General features: G+C 68.9%; 27 protein-coding genes. 8 read left to right on the top strand and 19 right to left on the bottom strand.

Features of this window, described 5'->3' with window-relative positions; all coding sequences use genetic code 11:
* Positions 1-65 precede the first annotated feature (65 nt).
* Positions 66-431, top strand: a complete 366-nt coding sequence (locus J4573_RS12720; RefSeq protein WP_208255632.1) for a nuclear transport factor 2 family protein — start codon at positions 66-68, stop codon at positions 429-431.
* Here J4573_RS12720 and J4573_RS12725 read toward each other — a convergent pair.
* Positions 428-925: a tetratricopeptide repeat protein gene (locus J4573_RS12725; RefSeq protein WP_208255633.1), complete on the bottom strand. Its 498-nt coding sequence runs from the start codon at positions 923-925 to the stop codon at positions 428-430. The two genes, J4573_RS12720 and J4573_RS12725, sit on opposite strands and share 4 nt — an antisense overlap.
* Positions 926-962: 37 nt before the next feature.
* On the opposite strand from J4573_RS12725, the gene J4573_RS12730 reads away from it, so the two are divergent.
* Together J4573_RS12730 and J4573_RS12735 are read left to right on the top strand one after the other, a co-directional pair.
* On the top strand, positions 963-1,895 hold the full coding sequence (locus J4573_RS12730) for an RpnC/YadD family protein (protein ID WP_208255634.1): 933 nt from the start codon (positions 963-965) through the stop codon (positions 1,893-1,895).
* 233 nt (positions 1,896-2,128) lie between these two features.
* Entirely contained in the window at positions 2,129-2,386 is a 258-nt protein-coding gene (locus J4573_RS12735; RefSeq protein WP_208255635.1) for a DUF397 domain-containing protein, read from the top strand.
* 5 nt (positions 2,387-2,391) lie between these two features.
* Here J4573_RS12735 and J4573_RS12740 read toward each other — a convergent pair whose 3' ends face one another.
* Positions 2,392-3,279, bottom strand: coding sequence for a hypothetical protein (locus tag J4573_RS12740; protein ID WP_208255636.1), 888 nt, complete (start codon positions 3,277-3,279; stop codon positions 2,392-2,394).
* 556 nt (positions 3,280-3,835) lie between these two features.
* Here J4573_RS12740 and J4573_RS12745 point away from each other — a divergent pair.
* On the top strand, positions 3,836-4,057 hold the full coding sequence (locus J4573_RS12745) for a hypothetical protein (RefSeq protein ID WP_208255637.1): 222 nt from the start codon (positions 3,836-3,838) through the stop codon (positions 4,055-4,057).
* A gap of 20 nt (positions 4,058-4,077) precedes the next feature.
* Here the strand turns inward: J4573_RS12745 and J4573_RS12750 are convergent, their stop codons facing one another.
* The 17 genes from J4573_RS12750 to J4573_RS12830 all read right to left on the bottom strand — a co-directional run bounded on the left by J4573_RS12750 (position 4,078) and on the right by J4573_RS12830 (position 21,163).
* Positions 4,078-4,677 (bottom strand): hypothetical protein, encoded by a 600-nt coding sequence (locus J4573_RS12750; RefSeq protein WP_208255638.1) that lies wholly within the window; start codon positions 4,675-4,677, stop codon positions 4,078-4,080.
* A gap of 29 nt (positions 4,678-4,706) precedes the next feature.
* On the bottom strand, positions 4,707-5,300 hold the full coding sequence (locus tag J4573_RS12755; RefSeq protein ID WP_208255639.1) for a hypothetical protein: 594 nt from the start codon (positions 5,298-5,300) through the stop codon (positions 4,707-4,709).
* A 55-nt stretch (positions 5,301-5,355) separates the two neighbouring features.
* Complete coding sequence (locus tag J4573_RS12760; protein WP_307796606.1) at positions 5,356-6,138, bottom strand: hypothetical protein; 783 nt, start codon at positions 6,136-6,138, stop codon at positions 5,356-5,358.
* A 25-nt stretch (positions 6,139-6,163) separates the two neighbouring features.
* Entirely contained in the window at positions 6,164-8,287 is a 2,124-nt protein-coding gene (locus J4573_RS12765; RefSeq protein WP_208255640.1) for a hypothetical protein, read from the bottom strand.
* 84 nt (positions 8,288-8,371) lie between these two features.
* Positions 8,372-9,043 (bottom strand): hypothetical protein, encoded by a 672-nt coding sequence (locus J4573_RS12770; protein WP_208255641.1) that lies wholly within the window; start codon positions 9,041-9,043, stop codon positions 8,372-8,374.
* A 229-nt stretch (positions 9,044-9,272) separates the two neighbouring features.
* Positions 9,273-9,791, bottom strand: coding sequence for a hypothetical protein (locus J4573_RS12775; protein WP_208255642.1), 519 nt, complete (start codon positions 9,789-9,791; stop codon positions 9,273-9,275).
* Complete coding sequence (locus J4573_RS12780; protein ID WP_208255643.1) at positions 9,788-10,396, bottom strand: Rv1363c family protein; 609 nt, start codon at positions 10,394-10,396, stop codon at positions 9,788-9,790. Before J4573_RS12780 ends, J4573_RS12775 begins: the two co-directional genes overlap by 4 nt.
* Positions 10,397-10,409: 13 nt before the next feature.
* Positions 10,410-11,258 (bottom strand): hypothetical protein, encoded by an 849-nt coding sequence (locus tag J4573_RS12785; RefSeq protein WP_208255644.1) that lies wholly within the window; start codon positions 11,256-11,258, stop codon positions 10,410-10,412.
* A gap of 11 nt (positions 11,259-11,269) precedes the next feature.
* Positions 11,270-12,469, bottom strand: coding sequence for an MlaD family protein (locus tag J4573_RS12790; RefSeq protein WP_208255645.1), 1,200 nt, complete (start codon positions 12,467-12,469; stop codon positions 11,270-11,272).
* A 1-nt stretch (position 12,470) separates the two neighbouring features.
* Positions 12,471-13,721 carry an MCE family protein gene (locus J4573_RS12795; RefSeq protein ID WP_243772943.1) on the bottom strand — a complete coding sequence of 417 codons (1,251 nt, stop codon included), beginning with the start codon at positions 13,719-13,721 and terminating at the stop codon, positions 12,471-12,473.
* Positions 13,721-14,956, bottom strand: coding sequence for an MCE family protein (locus J4573_RS12800; RefSeq protein WP_243772944.1), 1,236 nt, complete (start codon positions 14,954-14,956; stop codon positions 13,721-13,723). Before J4573_RS12800 ends, J4573_RS12795 begins: the two co-directional genes overlap by 1 nt.
* Positions 14,953-16,086, bottom strand: a complete 1,134-nt coding sequence (locus tag J4573_RS12805; RefSeq protein ID WP_208255646.1) for an MCE family protein — start codon at positions 16,084-16,086, stop codon at positions 14,953-14,955. Before J4573_RS12805 ends, J4573_RS12800 begins: the two co-directional genes overlap by 4 nt.
* Positions 16,083-17,150 carry an MCE family protein gene (locus J4573_RS12810; protein WP_208255647.1) on the bottom strand — a complete coding sequence of 356 codons (1,068 nt, stop codon included), beginning with the start codon at positions 17,148-17,150 and terminating at the stop codon, positions 16,083-16,085. Before J4573_RS12810 ends, J4573_RS12805 begins: the two co-directional genes overlap by 4 nt.
* Positions 17,147-18,424 carry an MCE family protein gene (locus J4573_RS12815; RefSeq protein WP_208255648.1) on the bottom strand — a complete coding sequence of 426 codons (1,278 nt, stop codon included), beginning with the start codon at positions 18,422-18,424 and terminating at the stop codon, positions 17,147-17,149. The genes J4573_RS12810 and J4573_RS12815 overlap by 4 nt, the downstream gene beginning before the upstream one ends.
* Before the next feature lie 13 nt (positions 18,425-18,437).
* The gene (locus J4573_RS12820) at positions 18,438-19,277 is read right to left on the bottom strand and encodes an MlaE family ABC transporter permease (protein WP_307796607.1); all 840 of its coding nucleotides are present in this window, start codon (positions 19,275-19,277) and stop codon (positions 18,438-18,440) included.
* A gap of 3 nt (positions 19,278-19,280) precedes the next feature.
* Positions 19,281-20,072 carry an MlaE family ABC transporter permease gene (locus J4573_RS12825; protein WP_208255649.1) on the bottom strand — a complete coding sequence of 264 codons (792 nt, stop codon included), beginning with the start codon at positions 20,070-20,072 and terminating at the stop codon, positions 19,281-19,283.
* Positions 20,069-21,163 (bottom strand): ABC transporter ATP-binding protein, encoded by a 1,095-nt coding sequence (locus tag J4573_RS12830; protein WP_208255650.1) that lies wholly within the window; start codon positions 21,161-21,163, stop codon positions 20,069-20,071. Before J4573_RS12830 ends, J4573_RS12825 begins: the two co-directional genes overlap by 4 nt.
* 360 nt (positions 21,164-21,523) lie before the next feature.
* Between J4573_RS12830 and J4573_RS12835 the strand changes: the two genes are divergently transcribed.
* The 4 genes from J4573_RS12835 (at position 21,524) to J4573_RS12850 (ending at position 26,455) form a co-directional block, all read left to right on the top strand.
* Positions 21,524-22,753: a PucR family transcriptional regulator gene (locus tag J4573_RS12835; protein WP_208255651.1), complete on the top strand. Its 1,230-nt coding sequence runs from the start codon at positions 21,524-21,526 to the stop codon at positions 22,751-22,753.
* A gap of 292 nt (positions 22,754-23,045) precedes the next feature.
* Positions 23,046-24,365: a PucR family transcriptional regulator gene (locus J4573_RS12840; protein WP_208255652.1), complete on the top strand. Its 1,320-nt coding sequence runs from the start codon at positions 23,046-23,048 to the stop codon at positions 24,363-24,365.
* A complete protein-coding gene (locus J4573_RS56050; protein ID WP_208255653.1) occupies positions 24,355-25,092 on the top strand; it encodes a PucR family transcriptional regulator in 738 nt (245 codons plus the stop codon). The genes J4573_RS12840 and J4573_RS56050 overlap by 11 nt, the downstream gene beginning before the upstream one ends.
* Before the next feature lie 184 nt (positions 25,093-25,276).
* Positions 25,277-26,455 (top strand): hypothetical protein, encoded by a 1,179-nt coding sequence (locus J4573_RS12850; RefSeq protein ID WP_208255654.1) that lies wholly within the window; start codon positions 25,277-25,279, stop codon positions 26,453-26,455.
* The last annotated feature ends 16 nt before the right edge of the window (positions 26,456-26,471 follow it).

Below are 26,471 nucleotides of genomic sequence, written 5' to 3' on the forward strand. Positions count from 1 at the left end.
GCCTTGGGAACCCCCACGGGGTAGGCGTACGTTATACGCGTACGCCATACACCTAAGGAGGGTCCATGGGCCTCACCACCGAACGCGACCTCACCGACTTCCTGACCGCGTATCCGCACGACGTGATCCACGCCGAAGAAGGACCGGGCGCGGTGCTGGACCGCTACTTCGTGCCCGACTTCGCATGGCACGCCGACGGCATCGCGCTCGACCGGCAGCGCGTCATCGACCACACCCGCGCCGCACGGAAGAAGGGCACGGCAGCCGAGGTCGAGGTCCACACCGCCCTGGTCTCGGGCGACCGGGTGGCCGCCCACTACACGCTGGTCGCGACGGACAAGAAGACCGTGACCGTCGAGATCTTCATGGTCGGCCACCTGGCCCCCGACGGCCGGCTCGCCCGCGTTCACCAGCTGGGCAAGTTCTCCTAGGCGTCGTCCTCGTCGTTCAGCATCCTGGCGTAGTTGGCCAGGGAGCGGTTGTAGCGGGGCAGGTGACGGGAGAGCGCGCCCAAGGCGAGCGAAAGCCCCTCCCGTTCCCTGCCCGCATCCGCCAACGCGAGCGCCAGGAACGCATCGACCGCATCGTCCAGCTCGTCCGACCCCGCCTCACGCTCCGCGCTGAGCAGCGCGATGCTCTCCTCGATCTGCCCGAGGTTGCGAACCGTGCTCGCCAACTGGATCGTGGCCCGCCGCCGCTTAGCCGCAGGCAGCCCACCGGCGAGGGCCACCCGATAAAGCGGCTCGGCCTGCCCCTCGGTTCCGATGGAGTCGTTCGCCGACGCCAGCTCGAACGCCGCCAGCGGGTCACCCTCCGGCCGCTCCGAGACCAGCGCCTCCATCTTCTTCAGGAAGTCCGCGGGCTCATGCCGGTCGAACACGTCCCAAAGGTCGTCGACCCGGCGCTGCCAGTTCTCATCACTCATGGCGCTCAAGATCCCATCACTCCCGGCCGGAGCGACGATGCCCACCTTCCAGCACCACTTCCCGCTGCTCCTCCTGGAAGCCCGCCCCGACCTGCTCTGCGAGCTGTTAGCCCTGGCCGGAGTCCCCGTACCGGCCCACACGCGTCAACGCGAGGCGTCCCCCGACTTCACGATCGTCTTCTCCAAGTCCGGTCCGACGACCTCAGAGAAGCTGTCGCTCCTGGAACGCCGAGCGGACGGCCACGTCCTGCTGATCGACGGTGACCGCGCGGTGATGTCGGCCGTGGTCGAGGTCCAGCGCACCGACGACGCCGGCAAGCCCGGTGCGATCCCCGTCTACCTCACGGTCGCCCGCGAACGCCACCACTGCCCCACGCTGGTCCTGGTGATCTGCCTCGACCGAGCCGCGGCCCGTCGACTCAAGGAGCCCATCCCCGTCGGCCCATTCAACAGCGTGCAGGCCATCGTTCTCGGGCCCGACGAACTGGACCTGCCCCAGTACCCGTACCACCGGGCCTCGCCAGAGCGAGTGCTGCTCGCCGTGGCCTGCAGCCCCGACCGCATTCACCAACCGGAGGTCCGCGAAACCGTGCACAAGGCGCTCGAGCCCTTGGATACGCAGCGTATCCGTCTATACACTGACTGGCTGGCCGCCCTGGCCTTTGAGGTGGGCGGCCATCCCCTGGAGGAGATCATGGGTCAAGAAGCCCAGGAGTGCTACAGCTCCTACTTCCGCCGCATCTACGGCCAGTACGAGGACAAGGGACACAAGGCGGGCCATGCTGAGGGCCGCACCGAGGGCGTCGCGGTCGGCCTTGCCGAGGCGGTCCTCCAGATCCTGCACCACCGCGATCTGGCCGTCACCAACGCCGACCGGGTTCGCATCCTCGACAGCGACGACCAGCAGGAGCTCAAGACCTGGCTGGACCGCGCACTGACGGTCGAACAGGTCGAGGATCTGTTCGCCTGACGCAGTCGGGCGGTGGGAATGCGGGGAGCCGACCCACGGCACAAGCAAAGCCTCGACCGCCGCCGCAGCGCACGTGACATCGCGACCGAGCAGTTCATTGGTGCTCGAACGGAACTGTCGCCCGACCACGTCGATGCTCTCGCCGACCATCGGCATCCGCTCGGAGTAGACCCTGAGCAGTGGCCCATGCCGTTCCGCGACCCAGCCTTTACTGGACTACTGGAGGGACTTCGATGAGACGCGCTCATTGGCGCAAGAGCAGCTACAGCGGAGGCGGAGGCGGCGACTGCGTAGAGATCGCGTCGTGGCGGAAGAGCAGCCACAGCGGCTCGGACGGCGGAGAGTGCATCGAGGTAGCGCCGCTCTCCCCGCACATCGCGGTGCGTGACTCCAAGGACCCGGACGGTCCGAAGCTGGTCTTCGACGCCGCCGACTGGCGTACGTTCACCCGCCGCATCAAGGCCGGCGCTCAGCCGCTCCCCACGGTCTGACGACCTCAGGCGAACAGCTCGTCGAGCGTCTCGGCGGTCATGGCCCGGTCAAGCCAGGCTTCCAGGACCGCAAGGTCGGTACATTCCATGATCCGATCCCGCGCCGCCTCGGGTACCTGAATATGACGCCGACCGAGTGCCCGCAGCACAGCACGGGCCAACACGGTCTGGGCCTCCGCGCGACCCTCAGCGCGACCTTCTGCGCGGCCCTCGGCGCGGATGGATGAGACGAACGGGCGAGCCTTGGCAGTCAACAGAGCCCTCCATTTCTGACGAGCACGGGTCCTACCGAGCGATCTCTCGGTGAACTCGGCGAGGTGACCGGCGGTCTCGACGTCGATGGTCCCCAACGCGGCGAACAGCGCTTCCAGTATCGCATCCGAGCTGCGAGACCTGCCGTGGATGAGGGCCGCCAGCACCGTGAACACGACGTTCTCGCACGCGGTGGCCAGGTCAGTGATCACTGGCGTGTTGTCCGGGCCGAGCACGAACGCACGAAAGGTGAGACAGGAGTGATCCGGTACACCGATCTCGATCGGCTCGCGAGCCCAGCGCGCCGTGCCCGCCCGCCTTGAGACAACGAGAAGGCTGACCTGGCACCCGTACTTGGTGTGCATGTAGGTCACATAGTGCGGCCAACTGCGACGCTTGTCCTCATCCCGCTTGTCCTGCGATTCGATGATCAAGATGTGTGAGCCCGGCTCACATTCGAGCACGAGCGCGGTGTCGACGCGTCTCTCGATCGGCTGATGGTCGGTCACGTCACTGTTGATGACCGAGACCTTCTCGACGGCCGGGAGTTCCACGCCGAGGACCCGCTGGATGGCGTACGCCGCCAGAGCACCATCTTTCTGGAAGATCTGGTGAAGTCCTTCATGCTGGGAGGTTGGCACGGACGGTGACATTACCCTATGTGACGACCTTGTCACCCCATTACCGAACGTGGGTCTGGACGCACATCGCCAGTCTTGGCCCAGCCTCAGTCAGCCGCACTGACCAACAGACTGCCCTCGCCGAGGCCGAGGACCCGGCTGGTATGGCCGTTCCCCACAGCGCGACGACCTCAGCCGAACAGAAGACCCTCGATCCGTTCAGGCAAAGACCCCGGCGCTGAGAGGTCAACCCGTTACGCTCCGCAGGGATCGGAGGACCACATGTTCATACCGGTCGTCGCCGCGCTCCCTCATGTCCGTGATCTGGAGCGGGTGATGGAACGGCATCTATACAGGACGAGGTCGGGGCGCAGGAACCCGAACGGCAAGACCGACGGCTGGTACGTGGGCGCCGACTTCTGCCGCTATTTCAAGCCGGTCGATCCCAACGCACCTGACCTGATCCAGCCAGGCGAACTCTGCAAGGGCCTGGCCTCAAAGCGCATGCCCGTGCATCCGCGATTGGGTCGATGGCGGCCCCAAGCGGCGTCTCGACCTGACCGGCCAGCGTGAGGTCATGGCCCAACGCATGCAGCAGTGGATCTGCGGCGCTCCAGCGAGTGTGCGCGAGGCAAGCCAGGAGGCGCTCGTCGGACTCGTCACCCTCGAAGGTGAGTTCTGGGGGGTGGACGATGAACCGTTCCTGCGCCATAGGAAGGCCTACCTCGATCAAGCGAACGCCTATCTGGACGCTCTGGATGACGACGCCTGGCTCGTCATCCTCTCGGTTCACTGGTAGCAGGCCGCGGAAGTCAATCGTCATCGCTCCGGCTGTCCGGGCCTCATCGTCAGTTTCGGGTTGGAGTTGTACGGGCCTTGCAGACTGACGGCATCACCGCCGTTGACCAGGCCCGGATCACAGTCCGCGTCGGCCGTGTTCACTACCAGGTCGCCCCCACCCAGGGTGAGGATCCCGGTGATGTTGCTGTACGACAGGTCGATCGTCCCCGCGCCACCGCCGGGCCCGCTGATGGTCGCATCGCATTCGTCGCTTCCATGCAGGGTTGCCTTGACGCCGGTGAACTCGCCTCTGACGCTGTCGCTCGTGGAGTCGTAGCTCGACATCCAGAACCCCCAGGGAACGCTGACGCTGATCGTGAAAGTGATGCCGGCCGGACCTTCGCAGCCGTTGAAGTCAGCACCGTTGATCACGAGGTCATTGCCGGCCTGGCCTCTCAGTACGGATGAGCAGCCGATATCCGAGCCGGTCAGCGCGTCCACCAACGACACTCGCGCGGCGCTGAACGTCACCGGCCCGACCGGCGTGATCTGGAGGTCTTGAGCGGCACTGGCGTTCAGCACGGGCAGGCAAGCGACCAGAGCCGGAACCGCGAGCAGCCCCTTCATCGTGGTCCGCATCGTTTCTCCCTTCGTGGACGGGCGATACGTCAGGGACTGGTGATCGTCTGGCGCGGGGTGATGGGCAGGCTTGTGGAGAAGGAGAACTTGTCGCCGGTGGCGATGGTGTCGGCGGAGCAGGCGAAGTTGGTGAACGTGGCCTGGAGGGTGTCGCCGTTGACGGAGAGGGAGCCGTCGGAGTTGGCGTGGCGGGCGGCGGCGGTGCCAGGGCCTCCGTCGGGAGCGGTGATGTCGGTCTTGCAGCCGTTGCTCGCCTCGGCGGTGAGCTGGACGTAGGTGAGCGCGCCGTTGGTGGTGCCCGCGTCGTAGCCCTCGGCATTGAAGACCCACTGGAAGTCGCTGGCGGGGGTGACCGTGTAGGTGCCGCCCGGGCCGGTGCAGCCTGTGAACGTCACCGTGGGGAAGGTGAGGAGCCACTGGCCCTGCTGGTTCGCACCAGACTCGGCGGAGCCGGTGACGTCCATGGACTGGCACGAGATGGTCCAGCCGCGGGTGACGTTCTTGATGTCGACCGAGGCGGCGGCGGTGAAGGAGCCTCCAGGGGAAACCGTCCAGGTCGGGTCCTGGGCGGTGGGTGACAGGGCTGTTATGGCGGCGGTCATCAAAGAGAGGGTCTTGAGCATCGGGAGCCCCTTCTCAGAGGGGCCGTGTCCTGGGACACGGCCCCCGTCGCGCTGGTTACGGCATCTTGGAGTAGGCCACGCTGCCGATGAACTCCTTGAAGATCATGGTGTTCTTGCCCGCGGCCGAGGGGGTGCCGGCCTGGGAGTTGATGATGGTGTCGAGCAGGCCGCCGTTGATCAGGCCACAGCCGTTCGCGCCCGGGGCCCTGAACGAGTTCTCGACGTGCGTGCCCTGGCGGACCGTCACCGGGCCCTGGGTGCCGACCACGCGGACCTTCTCACCGGTGATCGGGGTGTTGGGCGCGGGCGGGGCGGTGGTGCCGGTGATCAGGTTGAGGTTGATCGCGTCGGAGTTGCTGCCGATGTGGCAGTCCACCGGAAGCACCCTGCCCTGGAGGCGGACCTTCAGGGCGGTGTTGATGGAGAAGTTGGTGCCGGGCGGGGTCTCCCACTTGCCCGCGTATTCGGGCGTGGCATAGACGGCGGTGAGGAGCGGGTCTCCGAAGACGCCCTCGATCAGCATTGGCTCGGCGCGGAGCTTGCCGAACACTGTCTCGGGCCGCTGCGTGGTGTTGTTCCAGAGCGAGGCATAGGTGATCTTGATCGGCTTCTCGATCGCCTTGTCGACCTTGCCGAGCTGGAACTTTCCACCCACGACGACCACGTTGAAGCACTGGGATTGGTTGGGGTCGTAGTTCGCCGAGAGCGTCGGGCAGTCGGAGAAGTCGAACGTGGGGGTGTCGGGCGGCAGTTCCGCCGGCGCCGCCTGCGCGGCGGTCAGCGGCGCCAGCGCCAGCAGGGCGGCAACGCCGGGAATCGCCAGTCTGGTGACCTTCACATGCGATCCTTTCGTGGGGTGGATATCAGGGGATGGATATTTCCTGGTTGGGCGGGAAAGCGAATCCCTTGTCGAACGCGACCGCGTAGCGCCCGATGGGGAAGCCGGGAACCTTTTGACAGCCGGCCGTGGTACCGAACGTCACATACAGCGCCGCATTGGGGAGGACGTTGAGCATGCGCTGCTCAGTGTTGTAGGCCGTGCTCATCAAACCCGGAACTTCAATTGTCCCCGCCGGGGTCGTGTTGTTGTTCTGGCCGAATCGGAGGCGGCATTTGAGACCGTCGAAGTCACCGTCGACACTGAACAGAATGCCTTGGATCGATGAGGTGAGAGTTCCATCCGCTGCCTTTGACGTAAAGCTCAGACTCCAGCCAGAGTCGGTATCGGCAGTGACCGCCACCGGCGACTCGAACGTGCCGTGCCGGTAGCGACAACCGGAGGCTGCGACCTTGGAGATGTCCGCGAACGGATAGCGGCCGAGCCAGTGCCCTGTTGGCAGTTTCATGTTCAGGCTCATCGAGTCGCATCGGATCTCAGCCCCCGCGCCCTTGATCAAAATGCCTTGGGCGGTCACCTGCACCGGGCCGCCGGGCTTCACGGTGACGGTGATCGGCTCGCGCGGTATGTCGCAGCTTCCCGGCCGCACCGTTGAGAACTGGCACCACGGCGCCGCCTCGAGCTGGACCGCATTATCGCTACCCGAGATACTCGCGGTCAGAAGCGGGCTTAGATCCTCTCCAATCCCACAACCGGAGAAGGCCGGCAGGCCGACGTTGGCTGTGACCGTGCTGCCCTGGGTCAGGTCGACGCGCTGTCCCAGCTTTCCGGTGAGCGTATAGATGTTGAGTTGCGTCGGGGAGGTGCCGCAATGCGAACCGAGTTGGACGGGGGTTCCGTTCACCGAAGTCTCTCCGGCTCGGACCGAAACAAATGCCGATCCCCAGGTTTCCTCGGGCCGTCCCTCAGGAAGCGGGGCACCGCCAATGCCTGACGCAATATCACTCCGCAGGTTACCGGTCAGGAGGGAGCCTTTATAAGGCGCTGGAGGCCTCACTTGCTCCATCGTCGCCGTCGCCATTGTCGGCATGAAGCCAAACCCCAGGAGCGTTGCCTTGGAAGGCGTCGTATCCGTGATGAAATAGCCCTGTTGCTGCTGGTAGTTCTCTTTGCGGTTCTGGGGGCTGATATTGACGACTCCCCGCCGCAGGAGAGTCTCCGCACCGATCGGATTGGCGCCGCCAAGTTTTTTTACGTTCGCAAATCCACTGGCCCGAATACAGAACGGGATTCCCCCTCTGACGTTGGCCTGCGGGTCGTTCATTGGGATATTGGGCGGCGGATGCTTCTTTTGGTCGAAGATCTCGTGCAGACGAGCGTCGTCATTGAAGTCGTACCGGGGATCCGTGCTCGTTGCGGGGATCTCCTTGCACTCCCAGCTGCGCTCGGGAGCGGCCGCTCCGGGCTTCGAGGTATCGCCCGGGACCAAGGGCGCCACTGCCTTCTTGGTGCCGCTGCCGCGCACGCCGACCGAACCGACGATCGTCTCGCCCGCAGCCACGCAACGCACCTGGTCGGCTGACACGCCACCGGCTCGCTGCAGGGTGAGCTGCTCTCCGACCAGAGTGAGGGGGCCTGGGGAAGACGGGGTGATGGCCGGTAGCCGGCCCGAGCCCGCGAGGGGCACCTTCTGGCGTGCGCCGTCCGAAGCGTTCGCCCCATTCAGTGCGAACGAGGGCCACGCAATGGCCATGGCCTGGCCGTCCTGGAGCGCGGTGATACCCAGCCGTGCCGTCATGGTCAGGTCGGGTGAAGGGGCGCCGGGCCCCGATGACCCATCTGCACCCGGCGCGGAGGACGATCGGCCGCCCCCCGCCGCTGAGCCTGCGAGGTCTGCTGCCATCTCCGCGGGAAGGACCACGCTCATGCGCAGCCGGCCCAACGAGATGGCCCTGCCGACCGTGCCACGGGTGGGCATGGAGGCCGACAGCCGAAGGCGTATTTCGTGCGTCGCCGAGGATGTGGTGCAGACGTACGGCAGATCCGCCTTGATGTCCGCGATCGCGGGCGGAACGGCGACGACCAGGCCGGTGCCGATGGCTAGTCCGGCCAGGGCCGCAGTCCAGGCGACGTTCCGCCATGTCCACATCGTTCGGGTCTCCTTTGGCGTCGGGTACGGCCGTGTCCCCTCGGGCATCCGTGAGGACACGGCCGGCTGGTCAGACGGCCCAGGTCACGGGCTGGTGATGGTCAGCTTGGGGGTGATCTCGAACTTGCCATCGAGCTCGATCGTGTCGCCCTGGTTGATCAGGTTCGGGTCGCAGAACTCGTTGACGTCCGCGATCGTCAGGTTGCTGGTGGTGACGCCGAGCAGCGCCGGGTCTCCCGCGGTCGCGGGGTTGGTGTAGGTCCCCTCGATCTGCCCGAAGCCGCCGCCGGGCCCGGTGATGTGCGCGACGCAGTCGTCGCTGCCCGTGAGGGTGGCCTTGACATTGGAGAGGTTGCCGCTGGTGACGCCGGTGGCCGAGTTGTACGAGACGGCGTTGAACGCCCAGGGCAGGCCCTGAAGGTCGAGCTTCAGGGTGATGCCCGACGGGCCGAGGCAGGCACCGTCAGGCGTGCTCGAGTCCGTCAGCGACACGCTGGTGAGGGAGCCGAGACCGGCACCGGACAGGCCGGAGCCGTTCTTGACCGTGCCCGTGGCGCTACCGGTGTCACAGCTGGCGGCGGCGCCGGTCTGGACGTCGCGCGCGACGACGGGGAGCTGGTAGTTGGTGCCGCTGATGCTGGTCCCGCCGCTGACGGTGAACGTCACGTCGTCGGCGCGGGCGGAGGTGGTCGTCAGGCTGACGGCGGCGGCCATGACGGCGGCGGCGGCGAGGGTGTTCCTGGTGAGCTTTCGCATGTCAGTTCTTGTTCCCTTTCATGGGGGTGGCATTTTTCTCAATAAGGGATGGCTGACCGTACATGGAATGCGACAGAGAGGTGATTTCCCTTCCCCTCGGAGATACTGTCCAGTAGGAACGTAATTCGCCGATCTGCCCAGCTCAAGGGGGTCAGGGTGGAAATCAAGAAGTTATCTGATAAATGTTTTGAAAATGTGTCGAGAGTTAGTTTTTGATCTTGCCTAATACTCACTCCGAGCGGAAAGTATCGATGTCCTCGATCTTCCACTTGCCGGCGACGTGGATGGCGGTCACGGCGAATACGGCGGCCGAGTAGCTCGTCTGGTTCTTGTCGGTGCGGGTGTTGCGCTGATCGGCGAAGACCAGGAGGCGGGCGCGCGAGGAGGTGAGGCTCTTGACGGCCGAATCGGTGACCGTGGTCGTGAGGATCTGCTTCTGCTGCGGCGCCTGCTGCCGTACGAGCGCGAACATCTGGGCGTACTGCTGCACGGCCTTGCCCGTGAGGACGTCGGCCGCCGCCTTCTCGGTCTTTGCGGTGTCGGCGTAGTTGTAGGAGAAGACCGTGTTCACCGCGCTGGTGACCTGGCCCTTCACCTCGCTCGTCGCGCCGTTGTCGCTGAGGGCCGCGTTCCGGGCCGAGGAGCTTGAGGTGAGGGTGTCGGCGTGGGCAGCCGACCAGGCTGCCGTACCGCCGAGGGCGACGGTCGCGGCGGCCAGGGCGCCTAGGAGCTGGGTGCGTCGGTTCATGAGCCGGAGGTTCCCGTCGGTGCCTGCCCCAGGGCGGACAGCTTCCAGCCCGAGGACGTCTTGGTGAGCTGGCCGGCCAGGCGGCTGATGCGGTTGGTCGACTTGCCGTCCGCGCCTGTGACCGTGATGCGTACAGCGGCCATGACGGCGGCCTTGCCCGCGCGCGTGTCCAGCTCGGTCAGGCCGGATTCGAGGATGCGGGCCGTGGTCGTGGTCTTGTTCTTGGCGACCTCGCGCTCCAGGTCGGCACGGCCCTTCACGATCTGGTCGTAGAGCTCGGACGTGGTGGAGTCCTGCCACAGCCCGAGCCCCGCGGTCACGTTGCGGTAGTCGAGCGTGTTGAGGTTCGCGATCGCCTGGTCGGCGGTACGCAGGACGTCGTCGCGCGTCCGGCCGTACGCGATGGAGTCATCGTGCGAGGTGGAGTAGGCCGACCAGCCGAACCAGCCTGCGACCAGTGCGGCGACCACCGCGAGAGCGATGGCCGCGATCAGCACGTGGTCCCGGCCCTTGGCCGGCGCGGGAGCGGGATCGGGCGGGGTCTTGGGCTTCTCCTCGGCCTCGGCCGGTTCCTTCTTCTCGGCCACCGCGTCCGTCTTGGTCACCTCGTACACCCCTTCATGCCACGGTCAGTTCGCTGATCCGCCAGGCGCGGTCGTGGCGCGCGGTCACGACGAGCTGGGCGGTGGCGGTCTTGCCGGACGGATCTCCCGAACGCGTTGCCTTCTGGTCCAGGAAGACCAGGACCACGGCGGTGTCGCCGGTTCGCTTGACCGTTCCGGCGCGGACGACGCTGGTGGTCAGCGTGAGCTTCTGCTGAGGAGCGAGCCGTACGACCTCGCCGAACAGGCCTCGGTAGTCGCTCGCGGCCCGGCCCGTCAGGACGGCGTCGGCGGCTCGCTGGGTGGCGGCCGGGTCGGCGTAGGAGTACGACAGGACCTTGGTCAGCGCGGACGACACCGCGCTGATCGCCGGATCGGACGGCTGCTTGGCGGGCGCTCCGGCCGGGACCGCGATCAGCGAGGTGACCCGCCAGTCGCCGGCCGGTGTACGGACCATCCCGGCCTGATACCGCTTGCGCTGCTCGCTGCCGTCCAACGCCGCCGCGCTGGTCACGCGAACGCGGACCGCGACCAGCACCGTGGCCTTGCCCGCGTGCAGATCCATGTCGGTGACGGCTAGGCCTGTGACCTGCCCGGACGCCGTCGTTCCCGCCTTGACGAACTTCGCGCGGGCGAACGGGCGGTCGCGCTGGAGCTGGTCGTGCAGCGTTCCGGTGGACGCCTCCAGCCAGCGCGACAGCGAGACGTCCACCTGGCCCGAGTCCATCGAGTTGAGCGCCGCGACCTGGCGGGCGGCCGTGCGGGCGACGAGGTCTCGTTCGGACGCGGCGTCGTTCTTGTGGTCTGAGGGCCACAGGAACCACACCGCCGTCGCCAGGATCGCGGCGGCGAGAGTGATGATCAAGGCCCGGAGCCTCATGAGACGACTCCGCTGAGGCCGAGCATCTTCAGTACGTGGATCAGCTCGTTCCGACCGGCATCACCGGGCTGAACGGCGTCGGGCACGCCACGATGCGGGGCGTTGGCCGAGCCGCGCACGTTCATGCCGCTGCCCGGGCGTTCGGCACAGTGCGCGTTGGTGTTGAGCGGCGGTGCGGGGGTGAGGTTCTCGCCCTTGCGGTACTGCGTGCCGCCGTAGCCGCGCGTGCAGGGCTGCGGGTTGAAGAACGTGTTGACCAGCCCGAGCCGCAGAGATCCGTCCGCGACGATCGACGAACCCATCGCGGCGACCCTGGGCAGGTTGGACAGCAGGTCCTCGATCCCGTCCAGCCGCATGTTGGTCAGCCGGGACGTGGTCAGCAGGTTGGCGAGCAACTGCCCGAAGCCCGGGTCGAGGTTGCGGACCAGGCGGTCCACCTCGCGTGCGGCCGACGGTGTGACGTCGATCAGGCGGCGGAAGTCCGCGTCAGAGTCGCGCAGCCCACGGGCGAACAGCCGGGAGTTGCTCGCGAACGCCTTGAGCGAGGCGGCCTCCTCGTTCTGCGTCCGCAGCACGTCGGTGCCGGTGTAGAGCAGGGCCCGGGTCGTCGGGAAGTTCTGGTCGGAGGTCTGGACGAAGCGTCCACCCGTGTCCAGGAGCTTCTGCAGGTGCGGGCCCTGCCCGGCGAACGCAAGGCCCAGCTCGTTGATGACCGTCTGCAGGTCGGTCAGCGGAACGGACGCGGTCAGGTCGTTGATGCTCTTGAGCGTCTCGGCTACCGGCGTGGGAGTCGTCGTGACGGTGCTCGGGAGCGAGACGCCGTTCGCCAGGAACGGGCCTGTCGCCGAGTCCGGCCGCAGGTCCACGTACTGCTCGCCGACCGCCGAACGATTGGCGACGATCGCCTTCAGGTCCCGGGGGATCTTCGGCGCCGACTTCTTGATGCGCAGGTCGGCGACCACACCGTCATGGGTGAGGGTCAGCTTGCCGACCTTGCCGACGACGATGCCCCGGTACGAGACGGCCGAGCCCTCGAAGAGGCCGCCGGTCGTGCTCAGCCCCAGCTTGACCGTGTAGTAGTCCCGCAGCCCGACATAGCGCCCGAGGTCGGCGTAGCCGGTCCCGATGTAGCCGATCACCAGGACGGAGATGACCAGGAACGCGAGGATCTTGATCCGGGTGGCGACGGTCAGCATGTCAGCTGCCCCCTTCGATCGGCGGGAGCGGCAGGGCGGGCTGGGTCTGCCGGTCGGACGGCGCCTTCCGCGGGCCCTTCTCCGGCGCGTTCGCGGGCGACGGCGACGGCGTCGACTGCGAAGGTGAGGGCGTCGGCGAGGGCGTTCCGTCGTCCGTCGGGCAAGGCTGCGGATTCGGTCCCTGCGGTGGGGACGGCGACGCGGCGAGCGCCCGCATCTGCGCCTGCTTCTTCTGGTCCTTCACTTCGACCGGCGGGATCACGCAGTCGTACCCGGGTGCGGCGATCACGGTCAGGTAGCCGTTCAGGTAGTCGCCCTTGATGCCCTTGCTCACCTCGTCGGTGAACGGGTAGGTGATGAGCACCTGCAGCGACTTCGGCAGATCCCGGCCGGCGTCGGACAGCTTGCGCAGGATCACCGACAGGTCGCGCAGGTCGGCGGCCGTGTTGTCCTTGCTCTGCGCGATGACCTTGGTCGCGACCTTCGACAGCTCGTCCAGGCTCGTCAGCATCTTCACCAGCCGGCCGCGCTGCTCCTCCAGCACCTTCAGACCGGGCGAGAGGTCGTCCAGGACGGTCGCGACCTGGCCTTTGCGGGACGCCACGGTCGACGACAGCCGGTTCAGGCCGTCCAGCGCGTCCACGATGGTCTGCCGGTTGGTGTTGAGCGTGCTGGTCAACGTGTTGAGCCGCTCCAACGCCGACCGGACCTCGGTCTCCCGGCCGCCGAGCGCCTTCTCCAGCTCCCGGTTGATGGTGCGGATCTGCTGGAGACCGCCGCCCGACAGCAGCATCGACAGCGCCCCGAACACCTCCTCGGTGTCGGCGTTCCGCGTCGCACGCGACATCGGGATCACCGCGCCGTTCGCCAAGGGCTGCGGCGAAGGCGAGGAAGTAGGAGCGGCCAGGCGGATGTACTTCTCCCCGAGCAGGCTCGACTGCTCCAGGTTGGCCGTGGCGTTCGCCGGGAGCCGCACCTTGCCGTTCACCACCAGCGTGACCTCGGCGTACCAGGCGTTCTTGGGCAGCGAGACCTTCTTCACCCGCCCGACCGGCACGTCGTTCACCCGCACCGACGCCTGCGGCACGAGGTTGATGGCGTCCGGGAACTGCACCTTCACCGTGTACGGGTGGTCGCCCACGTCCGCCCCGCCCGGCAGCGGGATGTCCTCCACCGACATCGAGCAACCCGCCGAGAGCACCACCACCGACAACGCCGCCGACCACCCGGCGGCCATCCGGGACCAGCGCATCAACGTCCTCCCTCCCCCGCGTACACCGATCCGGCGGGCGGCAGCGGCAGCGCCGGAACCGTCCCGGCCTTGGCGGGCGGAACGGCGGCGAGCCGGTCGTAGTTGAGCTGGTCGCACTGGGTCTTCAGCACGCCGGTGGCCGCCGCGCACACCGGGCTCGGGTCGGCGCCAGAGGCGTCCACGCCAGGCTGGGACGTGCTGCCGAACGCCTTGGTGATCTCCAGGAGGTTGCCGCGGCTCATCAGCGTGCGGGTCTTCGGGTCGTAGGCGTTCAGCGCGTTCTGCAGGAGCAGCGGCGCGTTGTCGAGCGTCTCGGCGAGCGCCGCCCGCTGGTCGACGAGGATCTTGGTGATGTCGGCGAGCTTGTCGATGTTGCCGGTCAGCCGGTCGCGGTTCTCGCGGATGAAGTCGCGGACCTTGACCAGCGCCGTGCCGAGCAGCCGCAGCGCCGCGTCCAGGTCGTCGCGGTCGTCGGCGAGGAAGCCGCTGACGTCGGCGAGCTGCCGTTCGGCCTGCCGGATCTGCCCCTCGTTCGACTTCAGCATCGTGCTGAAGCGGTTGAGGTTGGCGAACGTGGCGTACAGGTCGTCGCTGGAGTCGGCGAGCGTCTGCGACGCCTTGCCGAGGTCCGCGATCGTGGTGTTGATCGCGCGCCCGTTGCCGTTCAGGTTGGCGGCGCCGGTATGGATCACGTCCGACAGGGCGCCGCGCGCGTTCGCGCCGTTCGGCCCGAGGTCGTTCGCGAACCGCCGGACGCTGTCGTAGAGCTGGTCGAGCTCCATCGGCGTCGCGGTCCGGGTGAGGTCGATGTCGGCGCCGTCGGTCATCTTCGCGCCGCCGGTGTAGGCCGGGGCGAGCTGCACGTAGCGGTCCGACACCAGGTTCGGCGCGATGATCACCGCGCGGGCGGCGGCCGGGACGTCCACCGACTTCTTCACCGACATGACGACCTCGACGGTCGAACCCGCCGGCTCGATGGAGTCGATGGAGCCGACCTTCACGCCGAGGATCCGCACGTCCGAGCCCGGATACACGCCGATCGCGGTCGCGAAGTGCGCGGTGACCTTGCGGCCCGGCTCGTGGGTCGCGGCCGGGATCACGACGGCCGCCACCGCCAGCACGACGATCACCAGGAACGCCTCGACGACGCGCACCCGGCGGTCGCGCATCGGCGACAACAGCGAGGGCAGCTTCGTACGGCGCTTGTTCATCGGCGGAACAGGCGAGGTGGTCATGAGCCGCCTCCCGTCAGGTGCGGCGGCTTGCAGCCGGTGGCCGGGCCTTCCCAGCGGCTGATGACGCCGGCGTCCGGGTTGCTCTTGATGTAGTCCTTGGGGACCGTGCCGCACAGGTAGCCGTCGATCCAGCGGCCGTTGCCGGTCGCGTTGCCGATGAGGCGGGTGTACGGGGCGGACACCTTGATGGCCTGTTCCAGGCTCTTCTGGTGGCGCATCAACGTGTCGGTGACACGGTCGAGGGCGTCCAGCATCGGGCCGAGCTGCCCCCTGTTGTCGTCGACGAGGTCCGACAGCGCCCGCGCCATCCGCTGCGTGGCGACCAGCAGCTCGTGGATGGCGTCGCGGCGCCGCCGCAGCTCGGCCAGCAGCAGGTTGCCGTCCTTGAACAGCACCTCGAACTGGGAGTTCTGGTCGGCGAGCGTTCCCGACAGCCGTTTGGTCCCGGCGAGCAGCGACTGCAGCTCGGCGTCGCGCGAGGCGATGGTCCGCGAGAGCTGCGACAGGCCGTTGAACGCCTTGCGCACGTCCGGCGGGGTGTCCTTGAACGTCTGCGAGATCGTCGTCAGGCTCTGCGCGAGGCGCGGGGTGTCGATGTCCTGGAAGGTCCGGCCGAGGTCCTCGAACGCGGTGGTCACGTCGTACGGCGCGACCGTCCGGTCCAGCCCGATCGCCTGCTTCGGGTCCTGCTTGGCGGCGCCCAGCGGATCGAGCGACAGGTACTTCGACCCGAGCAGCGTCTTGATCATGATCATGGCGGTGGAGCGGTCGCCGACCCAGGTGCCCTTGACGCGGAACGACACCTTGACCTTCGCGCCGTCCAGCGAGACGTCGGTGACCTTGCCGACCTTCACCCCGGCCACCCGCACCTCCTGGCCGGACTTCAGTCCGGCGGCCTCGCTGAAGTACGCGTGGTAGGTGACGCCGCCGCCGATGATCGGCAGGTCGTCCGCCCGGTAGGCGGTCATGCCGAAGAGCAGCAGCAACACCAGGCCGATCAGCGCGACCGGGATGGGGTTGCGCTCGCGCAGCGGCTTCCATCGCCGCCTGCGCTTCTTCAGCGGAGGCAGTTTCGCCGCGCCGGGCGTCGCGCCGGAGGGCGCACCGGAAGTGGCACCGGAGGTCGTCATCCGCGACACCGCTTCTCGCCGTCCTCGCTGATGGGCAGGCCGGTGGGCGGCGGCCGATGGTCGACGTCGTCGCCCGCGTAGTGCACGCCGATCAACGTGACCTCGCACTGGTAGAAGTTCGTCCACGACCCGTACGAGGCGAGCCGGCTGATCGTGGTGACCTTGTCCGGGAGGCGCTGCAGGAAGCGATCCACCAGCGGCTCGTCCCGGTTGAGGTTGGTGCTGAGCCGCCCGAGCTGCTGGATGCTCTGCTTGATCGGGTAGCGGTTGACCTGGAGCAGGTCCGCGACCGCGTTGGCCAGGTTGCCGATGCCCACCACGGCCTCGCCGATCGGCTGCCGATCGGCCGCGAGCCCCGAGGTCAGCCGCCGCAACGTCGTGACGAGATCGACGAGCTGCGCGTCGCGGTCGTTGATGGTGCCGACGACCGTGTTGAGGTTGGTGATGACCTGCCCGATGACCTGGTCACGTCCGGCCAGCGTCGTGGTCAGCTCGCCGACGGTCCGCAGCAGGCTCTCGACCGTGCCGCCCTCGCCCTGCAGCACCTTGACGATCGACTCCGAGAGGGTGTTCACGTCGTGTGGCGACAACGCCTGCATCAGCGGCTGGAAACCCTGGAACAGCTGGGTCAGGTTGAGCGGCCCGGTCGTCTGCTCGACCGGAATCGTTCCGCCGTGCCGCAGCGTCTGCCCCGGCGCCCCGGAACCCTGGGCCAGCGCGATGTAGCGGCCGCCGACCAGGTTCAGGTACTTCACCGCCGCCGTGGTCGACCTCGGCAGGTCACGGTCGCGGTCGACCGAGAACTTCACCAGCGCGAGCCGATGGTCGGTGACCTTGATCTTCTCGACGGTGCCGACCCGGACGCCCGCGATCCGCACGCCGTGGCCCGGGTGCAGCCCGGCGACGTCGGTGAACTTGGCGTAGTACGAGACCCGGTCGCCCGACTGGGTGTCGGTGATGCTGGCCGCCAGCAGCGCGGTCGCCAGCACCGTCACCACGATGAAGATGATCGAGTTGAACAGCGGGCCGCCGAGACCCTTCAGTCCCTGCCCGGTGAGCTTCACTTGACCGTCACCTCCGCGCCCCGGTAGAGCGGCCCGAGCAGCACGCTCGACCAGCCGGGCAGGTCCTGCGGCACCTCGTCGAGCGACGGCGCGAGAAGCTGGTTGACCAGGTCGTTCTCGGCGGTGGAGTTGTCCGGGCCGAGCCCGCCGACCGCGACCGCGCCCGGCACCCACACGTCCGGCTTCATCGGCTGCGGACTGCGCCCGCCGCCCGGCACGTACGGGACGCTGTAGCAGCGCGGCCCGCCGCCACCGGTGTAGCGCGGGGTGTCCACGCCTGGCCGGTAGCGCCCCTTGCTCTGCAGCGTCACGACGTTCGCGTGCACGCCGTGCTTGTCAGTGCCCTTGCCGAGGACCTTGTCCATCTTCGGAACGAAGTCGGCGAGCGTGCGGAACGTGCAGGGCGCGGCGGGCGAGTAGCGCCGGAACAGCGCCAGCGAGGGGCGGCCGGACGCCGCGACCGCGATCAGCAGGCCGGAGTTGCGCTTGATGAAGTCGATCATGTCGCCGGACAGCGTCGTCACCGAGGAGTAGACGTCGTCGAGATTGCGCTTCTGCTCGGCGATCGTGCGGCTGGTCACCGTGAAGTCGGTGAACGCCTGCAGTAGATCGGGCGAGGCGTCCGACAGGTTCTGCGAGAATTCGGCCAGCTCGGACAGGTTGCGGTTCAGCTGCGGCAGTTCGGGGTTGAGCTTCTTCAGGTACGCGTCCAGCTCCACCAGGTTGCGGCCGAGCTGGTCGCCGCGCCCCTCCAGCGCCGTCGCCATCGCGGTGAGCGTCGCCGACAGCTTGGACGGCTGCACGGCGTTCAGCAGCCGCATCGTGTTGTTGAGTACCTCCGACAGCTCGACCGCGTTGCGGCTGCGGTCCTCGCCGATGGTCGCGTTGTTCGCGATCGGCTGCCCGCTCGACCCGTTCGGCGGAACGAGCGCCACATAGCGCGCGCCGAAGACCGTCGTCGGCAGCAGCTGCGCCTGCACGTCCGCCGGAACGAGCTTGGCCTGCTCGGGGTTGAGCGCCAGCTCCATCCGGGTGCCGTCGCCGTCGGTGGAGATCTTGCGGACGAAGCCGACCACCACCCCGCGCACCTTCACGTCGGCCTGCTCGTGCATCTCGTGCCCGGCGGTGCCGGCGCGCAGCGTCACGACCGTGAAGTCGGAGAACTTCTTCTGGTAGATCGCCACCGACAGGTACATCAGCAGCGCGGGCACCAGCAGGAACGCGACGCCGAGCACGTACCGTTCGGCCGAGTGGTAGGTCGCCGACTTCACCATGAGAGCCCGCCCATCAGCCCGTCACCTTCACCGTGGTCGTGGCGCCCCAGATCGCCAGGCTGAGGAAGAAGTCGGTGACGCTGATCAGCACGATCGCGGTACGGACCGCGCGGCCGACCGCGACGCCCACCCCGGCCGGGCCGCCGGACGCGCGGTAGCCGTAGTAGCAGTGCGCGAGGATCACCATGACGCTGAAGATCAGCACCTTGACGAACGAGAGCACGACGTCCTGCGGCGACAGGAAGATGTCGAAGTAGTGGTCGTAGGTGCCCGCGGACTGCCCGTTCACCCAGAGCGTCACCATCCGCGAGGCGAGATAGGAGCTGAGCAGCCCGATCCCGTACAGCGGGACGATCGCCACCGTGCCGGCGAAGATCCGGGTGGTCACCAGGTAGGGCAGGGACGGGATGCCCATGCCCTCCAGCGCGTCGATCTCCTCGTTGATCCGCATCGCGCCGAGCTGCGCGGTGAACCCGGCGCCGACCGTGGCCGACAGCGCCAGGCCGCTGACCAGCGGGGCGATCTCGCGGGTGTTGAAGTAGGCCGACACGAAGCCGGTGAACGCCGACGACCCGATCTGGTCGAGCGCCGCGTACCCCTGCAGGCCGACGACGACGCCGGTCGAGACGGTGAGGCCGAACATGACGCCGACCGTCCCGCCGATCACCGCGAGCGCGCCGGAGCCGAACGCGACCTCGCTCAGCAGGCGGAAGATCTCCTTGATGTAGCGGCGCAGCGCGCGCGGCATCCACAGCAGCGCGCGGATGTAGAAGCCCAGCTGGTCGCCGGGCTGCTGCAACCATGAGACGAGCCGCAGCGGGCGCAGCCGGCGGACTCCTGGCAACAGGGCCACAGATCACGCTCCCTTCGGCGGGACGACCTCGAGGTAGATCGCGGTGAGGACGAGGTTGACGAAGAACAGCAGCAGGAACGTGATGACGACCGACTGGTTGACGGCGTCGCCCACGCCCTTCGGGCCGGGCGAGGGGTTCAGGCCGCGGTAGGCGGCGACGACCCCGGCGATGAAGCCGAAGATCAGCGCCTTGAGCTCGGCGACGTACAGGTCGGGGAGCTGCGCGAGCGCGGAGAACGAGGCCAGGTAGGCGCCCGGGGTGCCGTCCTGGAGCATGACGTTGAAGAAGTAGCCGCCCGCGACGCCGACCACCGAGACCAGCCCGTTCAGCAGCACCGCGACGGCCATGCAGGCCAGCACCCGCGGCACGACCAGGCGCTGCACGGGCGAGACGCCCATGACCTCCATCGCGTCCATCTCCTCGCGGATGGTCCGCGAGCCGAGGTCGGCGCAGATCGCCGAGCCGGCGGCGCCGGAGATGAGCAGCGCCACGATCAGCGGGCTGGCCTGCTGCACGACCGCGAGCACGCTGGCCCCGCCGGTCAGCGACTGCGCGCCGAGCTGCTTGGCCAGCGACCCGACCTGCAGCGAGATCACCGCGCCGAACGGGATGGAGACCAGCGCGGTCGGCAGGATGGCGACCGAGGCGATGAACCAGAACTGCTGGATGAGCTCGCGGACCTGGAACGGCCGCCGCGGGATCATCACCAGCACGGTCCCGGCGAGCGCGAACAGCCGCCCGACCTGCCGGAGCGCCGCGGCGCCCGGCACGCTCACCGGTGGTGGTGTCGTCATGCCCGCCCTCCTGCCTGGTCGGTCCTGCCGGTCCTGCCGGTTCCGTTGGTTCCGTTGGTTCCGTTGGCTCTGGGTTCGGCCGCGCTTCCGGAGGCGCGGTCGGTGAAGATGGCCTGCTGCGCGGCGTACGGCAGCGTCGGCAGCAGCTCGTCGACGCGGGCGGCGTGCCGGATCGCGCCCTGGCGGTGCGGCAGGCCAGGCGAGGGCCGCAGCTGCGGAACGATCTCGGGACGGCGCAGCGTCGTGGCGAGCGAGCCCTCGTAGGCCGACCCCTCGCCCGAGGCGATCCGCTGTGCGGCGGCCTGCTCGGCGGCCAGCGTCGCGGCGTCCTTCTCCTCGCTCATCCCGATCGGCCCCTCGCGGGCGCCGCGCAGGAACTGCTCGACCGCCGGCTCCTCGCTGGTCAGCAGCACCTCGCGCGGGCCGAAGCCGACCAGGTCGCGGCGGTAGAGCATGCCGATGTTGTCGGGCACCGTCGCGGCGATCTCCAGGTTGTGCGTGACGATCAGCATCGTGGCGTCGATGCGGGCGTTCAGATCGATCAGGAGCTGGGAGATGTAGGCGGTGCGGACCGGGTCCAGGCCCGAGTCGGGTTCGTCGCACAGGATGATCTGCGGGTCCATCACCAGCGCGCGGGCCAGGCCCGCGCGTTTGCGCATTCCACCGGAGATCTGGCCGGGCAACTTCTTCTCCTCACCCCCCAGTCCCACCATGTCCATGCGTTCCAGCACGATCCTGCGTATCTCGGGTTCTCGCTTTCGCGTGTGCTCGCGCAACGGAAAAGCGATGTTGTCGAACAGATTCATGGACCCGAAAAGCGCGCCGTCTTGGAACATCAGACCGAACAACTTGCGCTTGGCGTAGATCCGATGATCGGAGTCGTTGACCATGTCCACGCCATCGACCAGGACCCGGCCCTGCTCGGGTTTCAGCAGGCCAATGAGTGATTTCAGGAAGACCGTCTTGCCCGTGCCCGACGGTCCGAGCATGACGCTGACCTCTCCGGCGGGCAGCGTCAGCGACACATCGCGCCAGATCACCTGCCGGCCGAAAGACTTGGTCAGCCCTTCGACGACAACCTCAATTCCCACGGCTGAGGACGTTACGTGGCAGTACTAGCCGAGCTCAATAGGGCTGAGCTGGAAATCTCGGGCCTGGGCCGACATTCGTTCCCGGAATTGTTACAAGCTGAGTCCGGCGGCGCCTCGAACTCACCGGAAACGAGTACCCATCGGTAATGCGGCAGAATCCCATCGCGACCGCGGGCGCCGTTATCAGGTATTAGCAAGACCACGGGATTCGACTGTTCGCGCGATAGTACTCGCGGGTAGGGAAACAACATCCCCTTGTCAGCGCGCCTTTTGCGATTTAGGTTCCAGGATGCTCCATATCTCGACTCGGGCGCGAGCTCCCCCGCTCGGCGCGCCCCGGCCCCGGAGGTGTGCTCCCCCATGACGCAGACGCTCGAGCTCCCCGGACACGAGGGCGGCCCCATCCCGCCGCAGCTGGCCCGGCTCATGTGGGCCGAGGTCGACGGTGTCATCGAGGACACCGTCGCCGAGGTCCGCCGCACCATCCCCGACTACGACCGGCCGGAGAACTCGGCGTACGACCAGATCCTGCGCCTCGGCGCGGAGAAGCTGCTCCGGGCCTACATCGAGCACATCTCCGACCCGGACGCGTCGATGGCCGACCGGGACGAGACGTGCCGGGCGCTCGGCCACTTCGAGGCCGTGGAGGGGCGCAGCCTCGACCACCTCCAGGCCGCGTTCCGCACCGCGTTCCAGATCGCCTGGCGCCGCACGTCGGTGGTCGCCGAACGCGAGGAGATCCCGGCGCCGCTGGTGTCCAGCATGGTCGAGTCGATGCTGGTCTACATGGACGAGGCGATCACGCAGGCGCGGCGGGGCCACCGGCAGGCGCTCGAGCACGCCGACCTGCGCCGCCGCGAGCAGCGGCGCGACCTGCTGAACCTCATCCTGCAGCGCCCCGCCGTGGTGCCGGCGGCCGTCGAGGAGCTGGCCAAGGACGCCTCCTGGTGGCCGCTGCCCACCGAGATCACGATGGTGGCGCTGCACCCGGACGCGCCGCGCACGCTGTCGGCGCTCGACAACGACGTGCTGCTGGACATGGACGCGCCCGAGCCGTGCCTGCTGATCCCCGGCGAGCTCGACCGGAGCCGGATGACCATGCTGCACGCCGCGCTCGCCGAGGCGAGCTCGGTCCTCGGCCTCACGGTCTCGCTGGAGAACGCGACGCACTCGCTGCGCTGGGCGCGGCGCGTGCTGGAGCTCGCCGAGCAGGGCATCATCCGCGACGGGTCGCTCATCTCGTGCGAGGAGCACCTGATGACGATGTGGCTGCTGAACGACGTCCCGCTCATCGAGGAACTGGCCCGCCGCCACCTCGCGCCGCTCGCCGACATGACCGACGGCCACCGCCAGAAGCTCACCGAGACGCTCACCGAGTGGGTGACCACGCGCGGCAGCGCGGTGGAGATCGGCGAACGGATGAACGTTCATCCGCAGACCGTCCGCTACCGCCTGCGCCAGCTGGAGTCCTACCTCGGCGACCGGCTCTCCGATCCCGCCACCCGCTTCTCCTACGACGTCACGTTGCGCGCCGCCAGCCTCGACCGGCGGCGTGCGCTCGGCCGCCGCGGCACCCCCGGGAGCCGCTGATTCGGTCTTCCTGACACCCGCTTGTTGACGCGCCGGTTGTCGGCGGCGCACAGTGAACCGTCGGATCCGGGCCGTTTTTTACTCCGGCTTTAACAACAAGGCCACGCGTTCGGATCTACCTTCTAGGTGCTTCCACGCATCACCGCCCGGACGACGCGCAGGGGTCCCCCGCTCGGCGCCCGCCCGGACGGACCGTCCCGCCAACCGAATCGCAGCACGTCACACGGAGCGCACGAGGGCGACCCCGCCCGGACGCGGCCCGGCAGGCGTGCGCGTGCCGGAGGTGTCGACGATGACACGCATCGCCGAGCCCAGGGAGCTCGACCGGTTGATGTCCGGGGTGTCCCGCCAGCTGGTCCCGCTCTTCCGCCCCGAGATCCCCGCCGTGGCAGAGGAGATCTTCACCGCGGTCCGCCGCGCCATCCCCGACTACGACACGCCGCTGGACCGGCCGCGGACGCAGGCGCTGCGGTTCAGCGTGGAGCACGCGGTGCTCCAGTTCGTCACTCGGATGGCCGACCCGTCCCCCGCCGACGACTTCCACGAGGACACCTACCGCAGGCTCGGCCGGTACATGGCCGACGAGGGCCGGGGCCTGGACGACCTGCACACCGCGTACCGGATCGGCACCGACGTGGCCTGGCGCCGCGCGGTCTCGGTCGCCGCCCGCAACGGCGTCCCGCCCGACGTGGTGGCGACGTTCGGGGACGCGCTGTTCGCCTTCCGCGACCGGCTCACCGCGCTGTCGCGCGAGGGTCACCTGAACGTGCGGCCCGGCGAGGCCAGGTCGGGCTTGGAACGTGACGCTCACCGGCGGCTGCTCCTGCGCGCGCTGCTGCGCAGGCCCGCCGCGCCGCCGGACGAGATCGCCCGCCTGGAGGGCCCCGCCCAGTGGAAGGTGCCGGCCGAGGTCACGCCCGTGTCCCTGCCCCCGGGCCGGATCATCACCCTGCCGCCGGGCATGGCCGCGGCGCGCGGCACGATCGCGTCGGCCGCGTGGTCGCTGGACGAGGACGTCCTCGCCGACGTCGCCGGCGAGGACCCGTGCCTGATCGTGCCGGGCCCGGTGGGCGAGGGCCGTTCGCGTGCGCTCGGGGAAGCGCTTCCCGGCATCCCGCTCGCGCTCGGCACCACCATGCCGGTCGCGAACGCGGCGGACTCGATGCGGTGGGCCCGGCGGACGCGCGACCTGGTGGCCGCGGGCGTGATCGAGGCGGGCCCGGACGGCGTGACCCGCGCCGGGGACCACCTGTTCACCCTGTGGCTGCAGGCCGACGGCGCGCTCATGAGGCAGCTCGAGGAACGGCGGCTGGGCAGGCTGAACCGCGTCGAGGGCGGGCTGCGCCGGCGGCTCACCGAGACCCTGTCGTGCTGGCTGCGGACGCGCGGCACCGCCGAACGCGTCGGCCGGGACCTGGACGTTCATCCGCAGACGGTCCGCTACCGGCTGCGGCTGCTGCGCACGGCCGTCGGCATGGAGCTGGACGACCCCGAGGTGCGGTTCTCGGTGGAGGTCGCCCTGCGCGCGGCGGAACTGCGGGGCGCGGAGCTGCGGTCGACGGAACCGGAACCGGAACCGGCTGCGGCGGAACAGCGGGACCGTGCTTCCTGACGACCTCGACGAGCGGCGGCTGCGGCTGCTGAAACTCGTTCTCCGCGGGCCCGCGGTGCCGCGCCGCGCCGTCGCCGAGCTCGCCCGGACCGCGCAGTGGAACGTGCCCGAGACCGCGACGGTGCTCGCGGTCTCGGGCGGGTGCGAACGTTCGGCGCTCGACGGTGACGTGCTCGCCGACCTGACCGGCGAGCCGCACCTGCTCGTGCCCGGGCCGTTCACGCCCGCGCGCCGGTCGATGGTGGTCGCGGCGCTGGCCCGCGCGCGAGGCGGACAACTTGGGCGGGCCGCCGCGGGGCTCACCGTGCCGCTGGAGAACGCGCCCGATTCGCTCCGCTGGGCGCGCCAGCTGATCAAACTCGTGGAATCGCGGGCGCTCGAGGACGTCCCGCTGACGCTGGCGGACGACCATCTCGTCACGCTGCTGCTGCTCGCCGACCCGGCCCTGCTCGACCAGCTCGCGCGCGAGCACCTGGACGGGATGAAGACCTTCCGCGGCGAGCAGCGCCGCCGCCTGTTCGACACCCTGCGGGCCTGGCTGACCACGCGCGGCACCGCCGTCGAGATCGCCGATGAGCTGGACGTTCACCCGCAGACGGTGCGGTACAGGATGCGGCAGATCGACGGCGCGATCGGCGACCGGCTGGACGACGACCAGGCCCGGCTGGCGATCGAGGCGGCGCTGCGGGCGGCGCGGCTGCGCCGCCCGCAGGACGACCCCGAGTGACCAACGGTGACAGCCGCCACCCCGGAATAAGCACCGGATGATAAATCCCAAAATCAATTCCACGGGAAATGTGCACTTGCGCTCAACGTCCATTGTCAACCCTTGATTGCGCGCTTGTGTGCATGTTTACATCTCAATTCAAAGCCATTCAATAATTCGTGCGACCGGGTGGAGGTGCGTGGAGGTGCGCTCACGAGGGACGGGCGGCCCGCTGCTGGCGGGGCTCGGCGCGGCGGCGCTGCTCATGGTGAGCTCGGCCCCCGCGCTCGCGGCCGACCCCACCCCGGGGGCGACCGGCGGGACGAGCGCCGACGACCCCACGCCGACGCCCGACCCGACCACCCCGTCGCCCGATCCGACCCCCACCCCGGACCCGACCCCGACGCCGGATCCGCCGACCGAGTCGCCGGACCCGACGCCCACCCCCGACCCGCCGACCACCTCGCCCGACCCGACGGACGACCCGACGCCGCCCGGCTCGGGCGACCCGGACCCGGGCCACACCGGCAAGCCGACCCCGGGGCAGACCAAGCCCGGGCCCGGCTCACCGGGCGGCGGCCATCACGACCCGTCCGACCCGTCCTCAGCCGTGCTGTCGATCGGCGTATCGGTCTCCAGCATCTCCGTGCGGCCCGGCGGCTCGGTCACGGCCACGGTCCGAGTCGCCGCGGCGGGCGGGACGGCGAGCGGCGCCCTGCTGCGGATGTCGGGATCGTCGGCGTCGGTCAGCCCCGCCGCCCAGGGCCTCGGCAGCGTCGGCAGTTCCGGCCGGTCGGCGTCGGCCACCATCAACGTCTCCTCCGGCACCAGCCCCGGCACGATCTCCCTGACCGCGTCGGTGTCGGCGAGCGGCGCGCGGCCCGCGTCCAAGTCGTTCACGCTCATCGTCACGACGCGGTCCGGCGCCTATCCCCCGGGCATCGGGCCCGGCAGCCTGCCGCCCGGCCTGCCGGACGTGACCGGCGCCCCGTACAACCCGATCAGCAGCGGCGTCCCGCTGCCGCAGGTCGCCCTGCCGCCCGTCGCCTCGCCTCAGGTCGCGCCCGGCGCCGCCCCGGTCGCGGCGGTGACGGCGCTGCGCACGGACCGGCCGTTCGGCAACGATCTGGCGGCACTGCGCGCGGGCCTGCTCGCCGCGCTGGCGACCTCCAGCACGCTGCTGCTCCTCCGGCTGCGGCTGGCCCGCAGGCGCCCCACCCCTGCCCTGCGGGCCGGCCGCGTGCCCAAGGCGTTCCGCGGCAAGCCGCTCACCGCCGCCCGGCTGCGGACGCTGCCGCCGCAGCCCGCGCCGGGCGGCACGCGGACGTGGACGCTGCGCTGGACGCCGTTCCCGGTGAGGACCACGCGTGCCGTCCGGCCTTGACCATCGGACCCGGCCG

The sequence above is a fragment of the Actinomadura barringtoniae genome, assembly GCF_017573505.1.
Lineage (GTDB): Bacteria > Actinomycetota > Actinomycetes > Streptosporangiales > Streptosporangiaceae > Spirillospora > Spirillospora barringtoniae.